13 protein-coding genes are annotated in these 14068 nt (G+C 74.8%); 3 read left to right on the forward strand and 10 right to left on the reverse strand.

Translation table 11 applies throughout. The annotated features are described in order from the left end of the window. Positions 1 to 200: 200 nt before the first annotated feature. Positions 201 to 800, forward strand: coding sequence for an isopentenyl-diphosphate Delta-isomerase (idi, locus tag ACZ4VL_RS09425; RefSeq protein ID WP_385804841.1), 600 nt, complete (start codon positions 201 to 203; stop codon positions 798 to 800). A gap of 40 nt (positions 801 to 840) precedes the next feature. On the opposite strand, the gene ACZ4VL_RS09430 is transcribed toward idi, so the two are convergent. After that, positions 841 to 1362, reverse strand: coding sequence for an ATP-binding protein (locus tag ACZ4VL_RS09430; RefSeq protein ID WP_468197941.1), 522 nt, complete (start codon positions 1360 to 1362; stop codon positions 841 to 843). Between the two features lie 130 nt (positions 1363 to 1492). Then, a complete protein-coding gene (locus ACZ4VL_RS09435) occupies positions 1493 to 2197 on the reverse strand; it encodes an HdeD family acid-resistance protein (protein WP_468197714.1) in 705 nt (234 codons plus the stop codon). 77 nt (positions 2198 to 2274) lie between these two features. On the opposite strand from ACZ4VL_RS09435, the gene ACZ4VL_RS09440 reads away from it, so the two are divergent. Then, a complete protein-coding gene (locus ACZ4VL_RS09440) occupies positions 2275 to 3051 on the forward strand; it encodes an enoyl-CoA hydratase/isomerase family protein (protein ID WP_468197717.1) in 777 nt (258 codons plus the stop codon). Here the strand turns inward: ACZ4VL_RS09440 and ACZ4VL_RS09445 are convergent. After that, a complete protein-coding gene (locus ACZ4VL_RS09445; RefSeq protein ID WP_468197719.1) occupies positions 3035 to 3673 on the reverse strand; it encodes a DJ-1/PfpI family protein in 639 nt (212 codons plus the stop codon). The two genes, ACZ4VL_RS09440 and ACZ4VL_RS09445, sit on opposite strands and share 17 nt — an antisense overlap. 182 nt (positions 3674 to 3855) lie before the next feature. After that, positions 3856 to 4815 carry a GlxA family transcriptional regulator gene (locus tag ACZ4VL_RS09450; protein ID WP_468197721.1) on the reverse strand — a complete coding sequence of 320 codons (960 nt, stop codon included), beginning with the start codon at positions 4813 to 4815 and terminating at the stop codon, positions 3856 to 3858. Between the two features lie 168 nt (positions 4816 to 4983). Here ACZ4VL_RS09450 and ACZ4VL_RS09455 point away from each other — a divergent pair, with 168 nt between their 5' ends. Continuing rightward, positions 4984 to 6621 carry an ABC-F family ATP-binding cassette domain-containing protein gene (locus ACZ4VL_RS09455; protein ID WP_468197723.1) on the forward strand — a complete coding sequence of 546 codons (1638 nt, stop codon included), beginning with the start codon at positions 4984 to 4986 and terminating at the stop codon, positions 6619 to 6621. 45 nt (positions 6622 to 6666) lie between these two features. Here ACZ4VL_RS09455 and ACZ4VL_RS09460 read toward each other — a convergent pair whose 3' ends face one another. The 6 genes from ACZ4VL_RS09460 to ACZ4VL_RS09485 form a co-directional block, all read right to left on the reverse strand. After that, a complete protein-coding gene (locus ACZ4VL_RS09460) occupies positions 6667 to 7440 on the reverse strand; it encodes an SDR family NAD(P)-dependent oxidoreductase (RefSeq protein WP_468197725.1) in 774 nt (257 codons plus the stop codon). A gap of 33 nt (positions 7441 to 7473) precedes the next feature. After that, positions 7474 to 8655 (reverse strand): MAB_1171c family putative transporter, encoded by a 1182-nt coding sequence (locus ACZ4VL_RS09465; protein WP_468197727.1) that lies wholly within the window; start codon positions 8653 to 8655, stop codon positions 7474 to 7476. After that, positions 8645 to 9145: a hypothetical protein gene (locus ACZ4VL_RS09470; protein WP_468197729.1), complete on the reverse strand. Its 501-nt coding sequence runs from the start codon at positions 9143 to 9145 to the stop codon at positions 8645 to 8647. The genes ACZ4VL_RS09465 and ACZ4VL_RS09470 overlap by 11 nt, the downstream gene beginning before the upstream one ends. A 258-nt stretch (positions 9146 to 9403) precedes the next feature. Further along, positions 9404 to 11848, reverse strand: a complete 2445-nt coding sequence (locus ACZ4VL_RS09475; RefSeq protein WP_468197731.1) for a Tex family protein — start codon at positions 11846 to 11848, stop codon at positions 9404 to 9406. 140 nt (positions 11849 to 11988) lie between these two features. Next, positions 11989 to 12855, reverse strand: coding sequence for an SCO6745 family protein (locus ACZ4VL_RS09480; RefSeq protein ID WP_468197733.1), 867 nt, complete (start codon positions 12853 to 12855; stop codon positions 11989 to 11991). Between the two features lie 193 nt (positions 12856 to 13048). Beyond that, entirely contained in the window at positions 13049 to 13744 is a 696-nt protein-coding gene (locus ACZ4VL_RS09485; protein WP_468197735.1) for a hypothetical protein, read from the reverse strand. Between the last annotated feature and the right edge of the window lie 324 nt (positions 13745 to 14068).

A 14068-nucleotide genomic window follows, 5' to 3' on the forward strand; every position in this document is an offset into this window, starting at 1 on the left:
CCCCACAACCACCCCCCCCCCCCCCCTCCCCCTCCCCCCCTCCCCCCCCCCCCCCTCCCCCCCCCCCCCCCCCCCCCCCCCCCCACCACCGTCCGGCGCTTATCACGCGTCGGGGGGCAGACATGCGCGGATCGCCGAAGTGGGGACAAGACTCCCTTGTACGGCAGACTGAGGGCCAGAGTCCGAAGCGAAGGATGGGTATGCCGACCACACCAGCCACCGCCGCGAGCAGCGCACCCCACGGCACCGGCACTCAAGAACCGATCATGCTCGAACTGGTCGACGAGTCCGGCAACACCATCGGCACGGCGGAGAAGCTCTCCGCCCACCAGGCACCCGGGCTGCTGCACCGGGCCTTCTCCGTGTTCCTCTTCGACGCCCAGGGCCGGCTGCTGCTCCAGCAGCGGGCCCTCGGGAAGTACCACTCCCCCGGCGTCTGGTCGAACACGTGCTGCGGCCACCCGTACCCCGGGGAGTCGCCCTTCGCGGCGGCGGCCCGGCGGACGCACGAGGAGCTGGGCCTGTCGCCCTCGCTGCTCGCGGAGGCCGGGACGGTGCGCTACAACCACCCGGACCCCGCGTCGGGCCTGGTGGAGCAGGAGTTCAACCACCTGTTCGTGGGACTTGCGCAGGCCGCGGTGCGGCCGGATCCGCAGGAGGTGGCCGACACCGCCTTCGTCACGGCCGAGGAGCTGGCCAAGCGGCACGCGGACGTGCCGTTCTCGGCCTGGTTCATGACCGTGCTGGACGCGGCCCGGCCCGCGATCCGCGAACTGACGGGCGACGCGGCGGGCTGGTAGGCCGCACGCCCGCCGGTACGTCGGCAGTCCGGTACGCCGGTCAGCGCGCCGGGTGCGGGAAGCCCCGGTCGGGGCCGGCGGCCGGGGCGGTGATCGGCAGGGCCGCCCAGATGACCTTGCCGCCGGTCGAGGTGTGCTCGACGTCGCAGACCCCGCCGGCCTCCCGGGTGGTCTCGCGCACCAGGAGCAGGCCCCGGCCGCCGGTCTGGCCGAAATCCGCCTCCAGCGCCTTGGGCCGGTAGGGGTGGTTGTCCTCGACGGCCACCCGCACCCAGGCCCGGCCGATCGCGACCTCGACCGCGACCTCCGGCGAGAGCAGGGCCGCGTGCCGGACCGAGTTCGTCACCAGCTCGGAGACGATCAGCAGCAGCGTGTACACCAGGTCCCGGTCGGCGGGCACGCCCTGGCGACCCAGCAGGTCGCGGACGGCCCGTCGGGCCTGCGGAACGGATTCTTCAACAGCGGGGACGGTGAACCGCCACACACCTTCGTACGCACGTGGGCCGGCCGGGGGCTCCGGCTCACCCACCTCGGCCGGCGGGACACTCCCGCTGAGATCCATCTTCCGGCCCCGTCCTTCGCACTCGATCGTCTCCACGCGTCCAGGGTGGGGACCCGGCTGGTCCGGACCGGACCGCTGACAACAAGTCAGCGCTTATCGGACACCTTTTGACCGCGAACGTATGCCGACGTCATCCGTTCGACCGTTCCTGCCCTTTCGGGGGACGCATTCCGGCCGCACCGGCCGCACCGCCCCCGGGGCCCCCGGCCCCGGACCCCCCGTCTTCCCTGACCACGCCCAGGATGCGACGGCCGCCCAGACCCAGCGCCAGCAGGCTCAGCCCGTCGAACAACAGGGCGACGGAAAAGAAGGTTCCGATCACGTAGAGGCTGTTGCCGGGCCAGTTCGCCAGGACCAGCAGACCCAGCAGGATCCCGAAGGCGCCCTGCGCGAGCATCAGCCCGAACTGCGTACCGCGCACCACCAGCGCCCCGACCAGCCGGAACACCCCTGCGGTGAGGAACAGCAGCGCGGCGAACATCGTCAGCGCCTCGGCGCTCGCCTCGGGACGGCGCAGGACCACGAAGCCGGCGGCGATGTTGATCGCGGCGACGATGACCGCGAGCCAGAAGGAGTTGCTCCTGCGGGACTGGACGGCGTGGAGCAGCCCCACCGCCCCGCCGACCAGCAGCAGCCAACCGAACAGGAACATCGAGGTGAGGGCCGCCACGTTGGCGTACACGAGGCCCAGCAGGCCGGCCAGCACCAGGACCACCCCGAGCACGGCGAGCCAGCCGAAGCGGCGGCCCAGCCGCCGGGCGTCCTCGGCCCCGGCGCGCTCTGCTCGGTCCCGGTCTGCCCGGTCTCGGTCTCGGCCTGCCCGATCTGCGCCCATGGGGGTCGCACCTTTCCGCAGCCCCCCGTACGGACTCCTTGATCATAGGATCGGCGGCCCGGGATAGCATCCGGCGCATGGACGCAGCCCAGGAAGCAGCCCAGGAGACCGCCGAGGAAGCAGCGCTGCTGCACACCGTCGCCGACGGGGTCGCCACGGTCGTGATCTCGCACCCCGCCAAGCGCAACGCCATGACCGCCGCGATGTGGCGGGCGCTGCCCGGGCTGCTGGCGGGCCTCGCCGCCGACCCGACCGTACGGGTGCTCGTCCTGACCGGGGCCGGGCCGACCTTCTGCGCCGGCGCCGACATCTCCTCCCTCACCGGCGACGAGGACCCGCAGACGCTGTCCGTCGCCGCCGAGGAGGCCCTGGCCGCCTTCCCCAGGCCGACGCTCGCCGCGATCCGCGGGTTCTGCGTCGGCGGGGGCAGCCAGCTCGCCGCCGCCTGCGACCTGCGCTTCGCGGAGGAGGGGGCCTCGTTCGGGGTGACCCCGGCGCGGCTGGGCCTCGTCTACCCGTCCTCCTCCACCCGGCGGCTCGCCGGACTGGTCGGGCCGGCCACCGCCAAGTACCTGCTCTACTCCGCCGAACTGATCGACGCCGAACACGCCCTGCGCGCGGGATTCGTCAACGAGCTGCTGCCCGCCGGCCGGCTCGACGAGCGGGTCGCGGAGTTCGCCCGCATCCTGACGGGCCGGTCCGCGCTGACGCAGGCCGCGGCCAAGGAGTTCGTCGACGGGCGCACGGACCGGGACGGGCACTGGGCCCGGCAGCAGGAGAACAGCGGCGACCCCGCGGAAGGTGTCGCCGCGTTCCTGGAGCGTCGCACGCCGAAGTTCAGCTGGCCCGCGTGAGCGGGTTGGACGCGCGCAGCCGGGCGACCAGCTCGGCCGGGGCCTTGTCCGGGGAACCGGCGTCGTACGGCGGCTGCGGGTCGTACTCGATCATCAGCTGAACGGTCCGGGCGAACTCGTCGCCCGCGATCCGGCCGAGCAGGGTCAGCCCCATGTCGATGCCGGAGGACACCCCGGCCGCGGTGACGTACTTGCCGTCGAACACCACGCGCTCGCCGGTGGGCTCGGCGCCGAAGGCGGGCAGCCGGTCGAGGTAGAGCCAGTGACAGGCCGAGCGGCGGCCGTCGAGCAGGCCGGCCGCCGCGAGGACGAGCGAGCCGCTGCAGACGGAGGTGGTCCAGGTGGTGGTCGCGTCGACCGCGCGGAGCCAGTCGAGGACCGCGGGGTTGTCCATCTCCGTCTCCGGGTGGGGGCCGCCGGGGACGACGACGATGTCGGGGCGGGTCACCTCGTCGAGGCCCTTCTCGGCGACGAGGGAGAGGCGGCCGCTGTCGCAGCGCACGGGGCCGGGGCGCTCCGCGACGAACACGGTCTCGGAGTCGGGGAGTTGGACGAGGGTCTCGTAGGGGCCGATGGCGTCGAGGGCGGTGAAGCCGGGGTAGAGCAGGACGGCTGTCTGCATGTCTTCTCCTGCGGAGTTTCGGGGTCGGTGGGTGATGGGTGGGTCGGTGGGCGGGCGTGTGCCGCGGGTGCGGGTTGCTTGGGGTCGATCGCGCAGTTCCCCGCGCCCCTGGGGGGCGTGCCGGCGTCGTCGGGTGCGGGTTGGTTGTGGTGGAGCGCGCAGTTCCCCCCGCCCTCGGGCGGTCAGGGGTGGGCGAAGCGGCGGCGGTATTCGGCCGGGGGTTGGCCGAGGGTTTTGACGAAGGCGCGGCGGAGGGCCTCCGGGGTGCCGTAGCCGCAGGCCCGGGCGATCTGGGCGACGCCCTCGCCGCTGTCCTCCAGCAGCCGGCGGGCGTGCTCGACGCGGACCCGCTCCACGTACCGCCCCGGCGTCACCCCGGTCTCCGCGTGGAAGGCCCGGGCGAAGTGCCGGGGTGAGAGCCGGGCCCGCTCCGCCAGCGCCGGCACGCTCAGGTCCGCGGCGGGGTGCTCGGTGATCCAGTGCTGGACCTCGCGCAGCGGCTCCCGGCGGGCCGACTGGGCCGCGAGCTGGGCGCTGAACTGTGCCTGGTTGCCGGGCCGGCGCAGGAAGACCACCAGGTGCCGGGCGATCTGCGAGGCGATGTCCCGGCCGTGGTCCTCCTCCACCAGGGCCAGCGCCAGGTCGATCCCGGCCGTGACCCCCGCCGAGGTGGCGACCCGCCCGTCGCGGACGTAGATCGGGTCCGGTTCGACCGCCACCCGCGGGTAGTCCCGGGCCATCTGCTCGCACACGGACCAGTGCGTGGTGGCGCGCCTGCCGTCCAGCAGCCCGGCCTCCGCGAGCAGCAGCCCGCCCGTGCACACGGACACCAGTCGCTGCGCTCCACCCCCGTGGGCCCGCAGCCAGTCGGTGAGCCGGGTGTCGAAGTCGCCGGAGTAGCGGCCGCCGGGCACCAGCAGGGTGGTGCCGGGGCCCGGCCGCTCGTGCTCCAGGTCCCCGTCCGGCACCAGCGTGAGCCCGCTGCTGGTCCGCACCGGGGCTCCGCCCGGGGAGGCGGTCCGGATCCGGTAGCCGGGCTGCCCGGGGAAGTGGGCCACCCCGGCGAAGACCTCGACGGGACCGCTCACGTCCAGGCTCTGCAGCCCGTCGTAGAGGACGACGAGCACGGTGTGCGACGACATGGCCCCATGGTGGGAGACCGGCGGCGATGGCTGCAATGACGGGCATCCCACCTATCCGGCCACCGGCTTTCCCACTCGACCCACCTTTCCGGCCATCTCCCGGGCCGGGCCCGGCCGCCGCCGGACGTGCCCCGGCCGCCGGCCCGGCGCGGATAGGATCGGTGGACCATGACTGCAACCCTCGTCGCCAAGAACCTCAGCGCCGCGCACGGCGAACGCACGCTCTTCGCCGGGCTCGACCTCGTCGTCGCGCCCGGCGACGTCATCGGCCTCGTCGGTGTCAACGGCGCCGGGAAGTCGACCCTGTTGCGGCTGCTCGCCGGCCTGGACACCCCCGAGTCCGGTGAGCTGCGGCTGTCGCCGCCCACCGCCGCCGTGGGCCACCTCCCGCAGGAGCCCGAGCGTCGGCCCGGGGAGACCGTGTACGAGTTCCTGAACCGGCGCACCGGTGTCGCCGCCGCCCAGGCGGAGCTGGACGCGGCGACGCAGGGCCTGGTGGACGGGACGCCCGGCGCGGACGACGCGTACGCGGTGGCGCTGGACCGGTGGCTGAACCTCGGCGGCGCGGACCTGGACGAGCGGGCCCGGGAGACCGCGGACGAGCTCGGCCTCGCGGTGGGCCTGGACCTGCCGATGACGGCGCTGTCCGGCGGGCAGGCGGCCCGTGCGGGCCTGGCCTCGCTGCTGCTGTCCCGCTACGACGTGTTCCTGCTCGACGAGCCGACCAACGACCTCGACCTGGAGGGCCTGGAGCGGCTGGAGCGGTTCGTCACGGGACTGCGCGCCGGCACGGTCGTCATCAGCCACGACCGCGAGTTCCTGACCCGGACCGTCACCAAGGTCCTGGAGCTCGACCTGGCCCAGCAGCAGATCAACCTCTACGGCGGCGGCTACGACGCCTACCTGGAGGAGCGGGCCCTGGCCCGCACGCACGCCCGCGAGGAGTACGAGGAGTACGCCGACAAGCGGGCCGCGCTGGAGGGCCGGGCGCTGATGCAGCGCAACTGGATGGACAAGGGCGTCCGCAACGCCCGCCGCAAGTCCTCGGACAACGACAAGATCAGCCGGAAGATGCGCAGCGAGGCGAGCGAGAAGCAGGCCGCCAAGGCCCGCCAGACGCAGCGCGCCATCGAGCGGCTGGACGTGGTCGAGGAACCCCGCAAGGAGTGGGAGCTGCGCATGGAGATCGCGGCGGCCCCGCGCTCCGGGTCGGTGGTGGCGACCCTGCGCGAGGCGGCCGTGCAGCGCGGGGACTTCTCCTTCGGCCCGGCCAGCCTCCAGCTCGACTGGGCGGACCGGGTGGCGATCACCGGCGCGAACGGCGCCGGCAAGTCGACGCTGCTGGCGGTGCTGCTGGGCCGGCTGGCCCCGGACTCCGGTGCGGCCACGCTCGGTGCGGGCGTGCAGATCGGCGAGGTCGACCAGGCGCGCGGCCTGTTCCTCGGCGAGGAGTCGCTGCTGGAGGCGTTCTGCGCGGCGGTCCCGGACACCGAGCCGGCCGACGTGCGGACCCTGCTGGCGAAGTTCGGGCTGAAGGCGGCCCACGTGCTGCGGCCGGCGGCGACGCTGTCCCCCGGTGAGCGGACCCGGGCGGCCCTGGCGCTGCTCCAGGGCCGCGGCGTGAACCTGCTGGTGCTGGACGAGCCGACGAACCACCTGGACCTGCCGGCGATCGAGCAGCTGGAGGCGGCCCTGGAGGCGTACGAGGGCACGCTGCTGCTCGTGACGCACGACCGGCGGATGCTGGACGCGGTGCGCGTGACCCGCCGCCTCCAGGTCGCGGACGGCAAGGTCGTCGAGCTGTAGTACCGGCTGCCGGCCCGCGGGTGGCCGCCCGTCCGCGCCCGCCGGCTACCGGTCGGCGGGAGCGCGGCGGGTGCGGGCCATCTTCCTGGCCACGAAGCCGCGCGGGAGGTGCCGGGCGGCCAGCGCGTACGCCCGGTAGCGGCGGCCGGTGACGCTGACCGGCCGGCGCAGGGCGAGGTCCCTCAGGGCCTTGGCCACGACGGCCTCCGGTTCCAGCCAGACCGCCTCGCTCAGGGAGCTCACGTCCATGCCGGCGCGCGCCTGGAACTCGGTGCGGGTGAACCCGGGGACCACGGCCAGCACCCGCACCCCGTACGGCTCCATGTCGACCCGCAGGGACTCGCTGAACGCGGTCACCCAGGCCTTGGCGGCCCCGTACGTGCCGGTCGGCAGCAGTCCGGCCACCGAGGACACGTTCAGCACGGCCCCGCGGCGACGCTCCCGCAGCCCGGGCAGCACGGCGTGGGTGAGCCGCAGCGGGACCTTCACCAGCAGGTCGAGCATGCGCTCCTCGTCCTCGACGGGGTTGTACGGGAAGGGGGCGGCCAGCCCGAAGCCGGCGTTGTTGACGAGGACGTCGACGGGCCGGGCGGGGTCGGCGAGCCGCTCGGCGACGGCCGCGCAGCCGGCGTCGTCCAGCAGGTCGGCGGGCAGCACCTCGCACGTGGTGCCGAAGTCGCGGCGCAGTTCGCGGGCGACGGCGTGCAGGCGGTCCGCGTCGCGGGCGACGAGGACGAGCCCGCAGCCCTTGGCGGCGAAGCCGCGGGCGAAGGCGGCCCCGAGGCCGGCACTGGCCCCGGTGATCAGTACGGTGGTCAAGACGGCGTCACTTCCTGCGGTCGTACGGGTGGTTCAGGGGGCGAAGTCGGCGGTGGCGGGCGAGCCGTAGGCCTGGGCCACGTCGACGAGGAAGCGGGCCTCGTCCTCCAGGCCGGCCTCGCTCCCGGCGGAGTTCTGCATGACGGCCGGGAGCACCCAGTACGCCGCCTGCCAGGGCTTGCCGGGCTGTCCGGCGAGCAACGCCGCGCGCGCCTCCTTCAGGACGCAGGCCAGCGCGGCCGCCGTGCGCCGCGGTTCGGGGACCCCGCGGAGCGTGACGTGGCTGTGGGCGAGCTCGGGGATGCCGGGGGCGACGTACTCGCCGAGGATGAGGATCGCGTCGCGGGTCTCGATGACCTTGCGGTACACGAGCATGTTGCGCGGGACCGGCGGCCACAGCAGCTCCAGGAGCCGGCCGGTGCGGGGCTTGGTGAGCACGACGTGCGGCACGGCGTGCACCAGGTCGCGCCACAGCGGCCACAGCAGCCAGGCGGTGGCGGTGTCGGCGGCGGCGCGGCGCAGCAGGAACACGGTCGGCACCAGGATGGCGGCGGCGCGCAGCAGTCCGTGCAGGTTCATCATCAGCGGCAGGGCGGGCATGGCCCAGGAGCTGCCGAACAGCGCCTTGAGGAGGTAGCAGAACCAGAACACGCCGGCGAGGGCGGTGCCCAGGCCGAACAGGCGCAGCCCGAGCGCCAGTGCCCGGCTCTCGGTGCGGCAGCTGTAGCGCCAGCACAGCGCGACGCAGGCGGTGTTGGCGAGCAGGTGCGCGGCGATGAGGAGCAGCCAGTACGGGAGGGAGGGCACGGGGTCGCCCTGCGGCGGGATGGTGTGCGCGCCGTGTGCGGGCGCGGCCAGGTCGAGGGCGACGAGGAGGGTCAGCCAGGCCACCGTGCCCGCCCACGCGGCTCGTTGCAGGGTGCGCCCGCGGGTGGCGGACGCCACGAAGTAGAGGACGGCGCCGGCGGACAGCACGCCGGTGAGGTTGCGGACGAGTGCGACGGCATGGGCGTAGCCGGGGTCGCGCGTCGCGTGGGCGACGACGTCGGGGAGGTTCAGGGTCATCGCGGCGGCGGCCGTCGCGACGGCGAGCCACAGGCCGCGCTGCTGCGGGGAGCGGAGCGCGGCGGGGGCCCGCAGCAGGACCGCGGCCCACAGGCAGGCCACGCTGGGGACGGCGAGCCAGTCGCCGAGCGCGGTGAGCTCAGTGGCCACGGCGGCGCCGCTCGTATCCCATGGCGGACTCCAGCCGGGCGAGGGTGCCGCGGAGTTCGGCGGCCGGTTGCGGGCAGGCGGTGGCGGTGCGGATGCGGATCATGCTGGCGAGCATCTCCGCCTCCTGCTCCTGGCGGGTGGTGTAGTCGGCGCGGCCGAGGACGACGGGGGCCCGGCCGTCGCGTTCCTCGCCCTCCGGGGAGTGGTGGCCGAAGAGGATGTGGCCGAGCTCGTGGAGGACGATGTGCTCGCGGTGCAGCGGGGTCGTGTTCTCCTCGTAGAACACGTAGTCGACGCGGGCGGTGCCCACCCACAGGCCGCAGACGCCGGTCTCCGCGGCCTCCTTGGGGAGGGGGTGGAGGCGGATGGGGCGGCCCCGCTGCTCGGCTATCCGCCCGCACAACCCCTCCAGGGAGAACGGGTGCGGCAGATCCAGATGGCCGAGAATCTTCTCGCACCTTTTGCGGAGGCCGAGTTGAGAGTGGGGCATGTGATCCCTCTTCGGACCCTTTCGCGGGCAGCGTCGGTAGGCATGGGCAGGCATGGGCATGGCGTCCTGTGCCGTCAAGGGGGCCTCGGGGGGTGGGGACCTGAGGGAAACGGAACGCCCGTCCGCCTGACGACGAACGGGCGTTCCACCATGCCTACAGATCACGTACGGGAGTTCGCAAGGCGCGTCCCTGCGCGGGGTTCCGTTTCGGCCACCTGCGCGCCACCTCCCGTACCCCCGGGCGACGCGTTCCGGACGCTACCGCCTGCGGCGGTCCTCCGAGCCCGGGCCGGCGAGCCCGGCCCGGCGCAGCGCGTCGGCCATGGCGCTGTTGGCGGGGGCCGGGGCGCCGCCGCCCTGGCCGCCCTGGCGCCGGCCCTCGCCACCCGACCGGCCACCGCCGCCCGACCGGCCCTCGCCGCCGCGCCGGCCGTCCTGGCCGCCGCGCTGCTGCGGGGGACGGCCGCCGCCGCGCCGCTCCTGGCGGTCCTCGCGCTGGCGGGGCGCGCCCGCGGCGGAGCCGGCCTCGTCCTCCAGTCGGAGGGTCAGCGAGATCCTCTTGCGCGGGATGTCCACGTCGAGGACCTTCACGCGGACGATGTCGCCCGGCTTGACCACGTCGCGGGGGTCCTTGACGAAGTTCTTCGACAGGGCCGAGACGTGGGCCAGTCCGTCCTGGTGGACGCCGATGTCGATGAACGCGCCGAAGGCGGCCACGTTGGTGACGACGCCCTCCAGGACCATGCCGGGAGCCAGGTCGCCGATCTTCTCGACGCCCTCCTTGAACGCGGCCGTCCGGAAGGCCGGCCGCGGGTCGCGGCCCGGCTTCTCCAGCTCGCCGAGGATGTCGGTGACGGTCGGCAGGCCGAAGGCCTCGGTGACGAACTGCTCGGGCTTCAGCGAGCGCAGCACCGACCCGTTGCCGATCAGGGCGGCCACCTCGCTGCCGGCGGTCTTCGCCATGGCCCGGACGACCGGGTAGGCCTCGGGGTGCACGCTGGAGAAGTCCAGCGGGTCGTCGCCGCCGCGGATCCGCAGGAAGCCCGCGCACTGCTCGTACGCCTTGGGGCCGAGCCGGGGCACGTCCTTGAGGGCCTTGCGGCTGCGGAACGGGCCGTTGGCGTCGCGGTGGGCCACGATGTTCTCGGCGAGTCCGCCGCTGATGCCCGACACGCGGGCGAGCAGCGGCGCGGAGGCGGTGTTGACGTCCACGCCGACGCCGTTCACGCAGTCCTCGACGACGGCGTCGAGGGAGCGGGACAGCTTCACCTCGGACAGGTCGTGCTGGTACTGGCCGACACCGATGGACTTGGGGTCGATCTTGACGAGCTCGGCGAGCGGGTCCTGCAGGCGGCGGGCGATGGACACCGCCCCGCGCAGCGACACGTCCATGTCCGGGAGCTCCTGCGAGGCGAAGGCGGAGGCCGAGTACACGGAGGCGCCCGCCTCGGAGACCATGACCTTGGTCAGCTTCAGGCCGGGGTGGCGGGAGATCAGCTCGCCGGCGAGGCGGTCCGTCTCGCGGGAGGCGGTGCCGTTGCCGATGGCGACGAGTTCGACCCGGTGCTGCTCGGCGAGGCGGGCGAGCTTGGCCAGGGCCTCGTCCCAGCGGTTCGCGGGGACGTGCGGGTGGATGACGTCGGTGGCCACGACCTTGCCGGTGGCGTCCACGACGGCGACCTTCACACCGGTGCGGAAGCCCGGGTCGAGGCCGAGCGTGGCCCGGGTGCCGGCGGGGGCCGCGAGGAGCAGGTCGCGCAGGTTGGCGGCGAAGACCCGGACGGCCTCCTCCTCGGCGGCGGAGCGCAACCGCATCCGCAGGTCGATGCCGAGGTGCACCTGGATCTTCGTGCGCCAGGCCCAGCGGACCGTGTCGCCGAGCCACTTGTCGCCGGGCCGGCCGCGGTCGGCCACGCCGAAGCGGCGGGCGATCATGCCCTCGTACGCGGACGGGCCGGGGGTGGCCGCCGTGTCGGGGTCCTCCGGCTCCAGGGTGAGGTCGAGGACGTCCTCCTTCTCGCCGCGCAGCATGGCGAGGACGCGGTGCGAGGGCAGCGCGGTGAACGGCTCGGCGAAGTCGAAGTAGTCGGCGAACTTCGCCCCCGCCTCCTCCTTGCCCTCGCGGACCTTGGCGGCCAGCCGGCCGCGGCCCCACATGCGCTCGCGCAGCTCGCCGATGAGGTCGGCGTCCTCGGCGAACCGCTCGGTGAGGATGGCGCGGGCGCCTTCGAGGGCCGCCGCGGGCTCGGCGACGCCCTTGTCCGCGTCGACGAACGCGGCCGCGGCGGCGGCCGGTTCCACCGACGGATCGGCGAGCAGGCCGTCGGCGAGCGGCTCCAGGCCGGCCTCGCGGGCGATCTGGGCCTTGGTCCGCCGCTTCGGCTTGAACGGGAGGTAGATGTCCTCCAGCCGGGCCTTGGTGTCGGCCGCGTTGATCCGGGCCTCCAGCTCGGCGTCGAGCTTGCCCTGCTCCCGGACGGAGTCCAGGATCGCCGCGCGCCGGTCCTCCAGCTCGCGCAGATAGCGCAGCCGCTCCTCGACGGTGCGCAGCTGGGCGTCGTCGAGCATCTCGGTCGCTTCCTTGCGGTAGCGCGCGATGAACGGCACGGTGGAGCCGCCGTCGAGCAGCTCGACGGCGGCCTTGACCTGCCGTTCCCGTACGCCGAGTTCCTCGGCGATCCTGCCTTCGATGGACGTCGTCACGATCGGTCCCGTCTGCCTTTGTTGTGCGTTGGACGGCTGCCCATTGTGGCAGGTGGCGGTGACGACGGCCGGAAGACCCGCGCCCCGGCACCCCGGCGGCCCGGCGGCGCGCCAGGGGCGCGTCCGGGCCGCCGCGGGGGTCAGGCCGCCTTGCCGAAGGCGTTGGAGGGGAAGGCGCCCGCGCTGACGGCCCGTGCGGCGAAGCCGCCGCCGAGTTCGGCGAGGCGGGCCAGGCCTTCGGCGCCCAGGTGCCGGTACGGGGCGGCGTCGAGGCGGTCGGTCTCGTCCTCCAGGTGCTCGCGGACGGCCGTGCCCTCGGCGGTGAGGTCGCCCTCGTCGTCGAGGAGCCCGCGGGCGCGCAGCCGGGCCGCGGCGGCGTCGATGTCCTCCTGCTCCCAGCCGCGGACCGCCTTGATCCACTTGGCGTTCATGCCACGGCCGGTCGCGCTGTGGGTGACCAGGGCCTCGAGCGGGTCCAGGCCGGCGAGGAGCAGCGCGGCGACGTGGCCGTCGCCGCGGTGCTCGCGCAGCAGGGTGGTGGCGTGCCACAGCCGCAGGTGCGGCTCCTCGGGGACGGGGAGGTCGGCGTGGGCCGCGTAGAGGGGCCGGGCGTGCCGGGTGCAGGCCTCGGTGGCGCGCATGGCCAGGTCCGCGGCTTCGGCCAGCTCCGAGGAGGCGACGGTGTCGTCGCCGAGGAGGCGGCGCAGGGTGCGGTCGGCGGCGCGCAGGCGGGCGGCGAGGGCCTGCTCGGGGGTGATGGTGTCCCAGACGGCCGGGAGGTGCCGGGCGAGGTGGTCGTAGCGGTAGTTGTAGAAGGTGGCGGCGACGGTGCCGGTGCCGACGGCGCCCATCGCGGCGGCCCGGGAGGACAGGGCCGCCCGGGTGTGGTCGTCGACGCCGAGGGCGGTGAACTCGGCGGTCAGGTCGGGCGAGAAGTAGATGGTCGCGTGGAGCGGGTTGATCGCGCCGTGCCAGGCGCTGCGTGCGGCGTGCTCGGGAAGCGTCATGCGAGCAGGTTACCGACTGCTCGGTATGCCGGTCCGCGGGGCCCCCGGCAGGACCGATTCCGCCTCGCTACGACGTCGAACCGGCCGAAAGGAGACGGGTGCGGCGCAGCGTGCCGGGCGCGGGGGCCTCGGGTTCAGCGGCGCCAGCGGTTCCGGTCGGGCCCCTTGCCGGTGTAGACGGCGCCGGACCTGCTCATGCCCGTGGCCCCGGCCGGCGCACAGAAGGCTCGGGCGTCACGGTGCCGACGCCCGAGCCTTCGCCGGTCGAGCCGCCGGACGAGCCGCCGGACGAACGGCGGGATCCGCCGCCGGACGAGCCGGCCGGGGCGGACCCGCCCGAGGTGCCCGGGCGCCCGTCGGCGCCGTCGTCGTCGCCGGCGGCCGCCGGGGGCGGTGCGGGGCCGGGGTGGACCGCGGCGCCCGGGACGGCGGGGCAGCCGGTGCCGGGTGCGGCGAGGTGGAGGACGGCGGTCGCGGTCCGGGCGGAGCGGACCTCCTGCCCGGCTTCCGGCTCCTGGAAGCAGACGGTCCAGTCGTCGGCCGCGGCGGCGGGGGCGACGTCCGCGTACGCGCCCTTCGGCTCGACGGTCCGGAAGGCCAACGGCGCCGGGGTCCGGCCGGCCTCGGCGAAGGTCCGGCCGACCAGCTCGGGCATCGCCGGGTACGGGATCGGGTCACCGTCCCCGGCCGGGCAGGGCCACTCGGTGCGGACCACGGCGAAGTCGAGCGTGGCGGGCCCGGCCGGCGGCTGCTCCGCCGTGGTCCGGAAGCAGACGCGCCACGCGTCCTCGTCCGCCAGGGCGGCGTCCTCGGGACCGGCGTCGTGGGAGACGGCGCGGAATCCGAGCGCTGCTGCGGCCGCCTTGGCCTGGCGCAGGCTCCGGCCCACTGATCGGGGGGCAGGGCTGCGGCCGTCCGCCCGGGGCGGTGGTGGCGGGCGCGGCCGCGGGCCCGGCACCGCCCGCGGTCCCGTCCGGCGGGTCGCCGAGCAGCGGCACCAGGAACCGGAGACCGGCGAGGACGGTGGCGACGGCCTTGCCCGCCGTCCTCCAGCGGCCCGTCCGGACGAGGGCGATCCCGATCGGCGGCAGGAGCACCAGCAGGGCGACGATCGGAGCGGGGTGCTACCACCACCGTCTGGTCCGGACGCGGGCATGGGGGTACTGCGGGGGAAAGGTCACGGGGCTTCCTCGCGGCGTCTCGTCGTGATGGG

This window comes from Streptomyces sp. NPDC029014 (genome assembly GCF_055564695.1).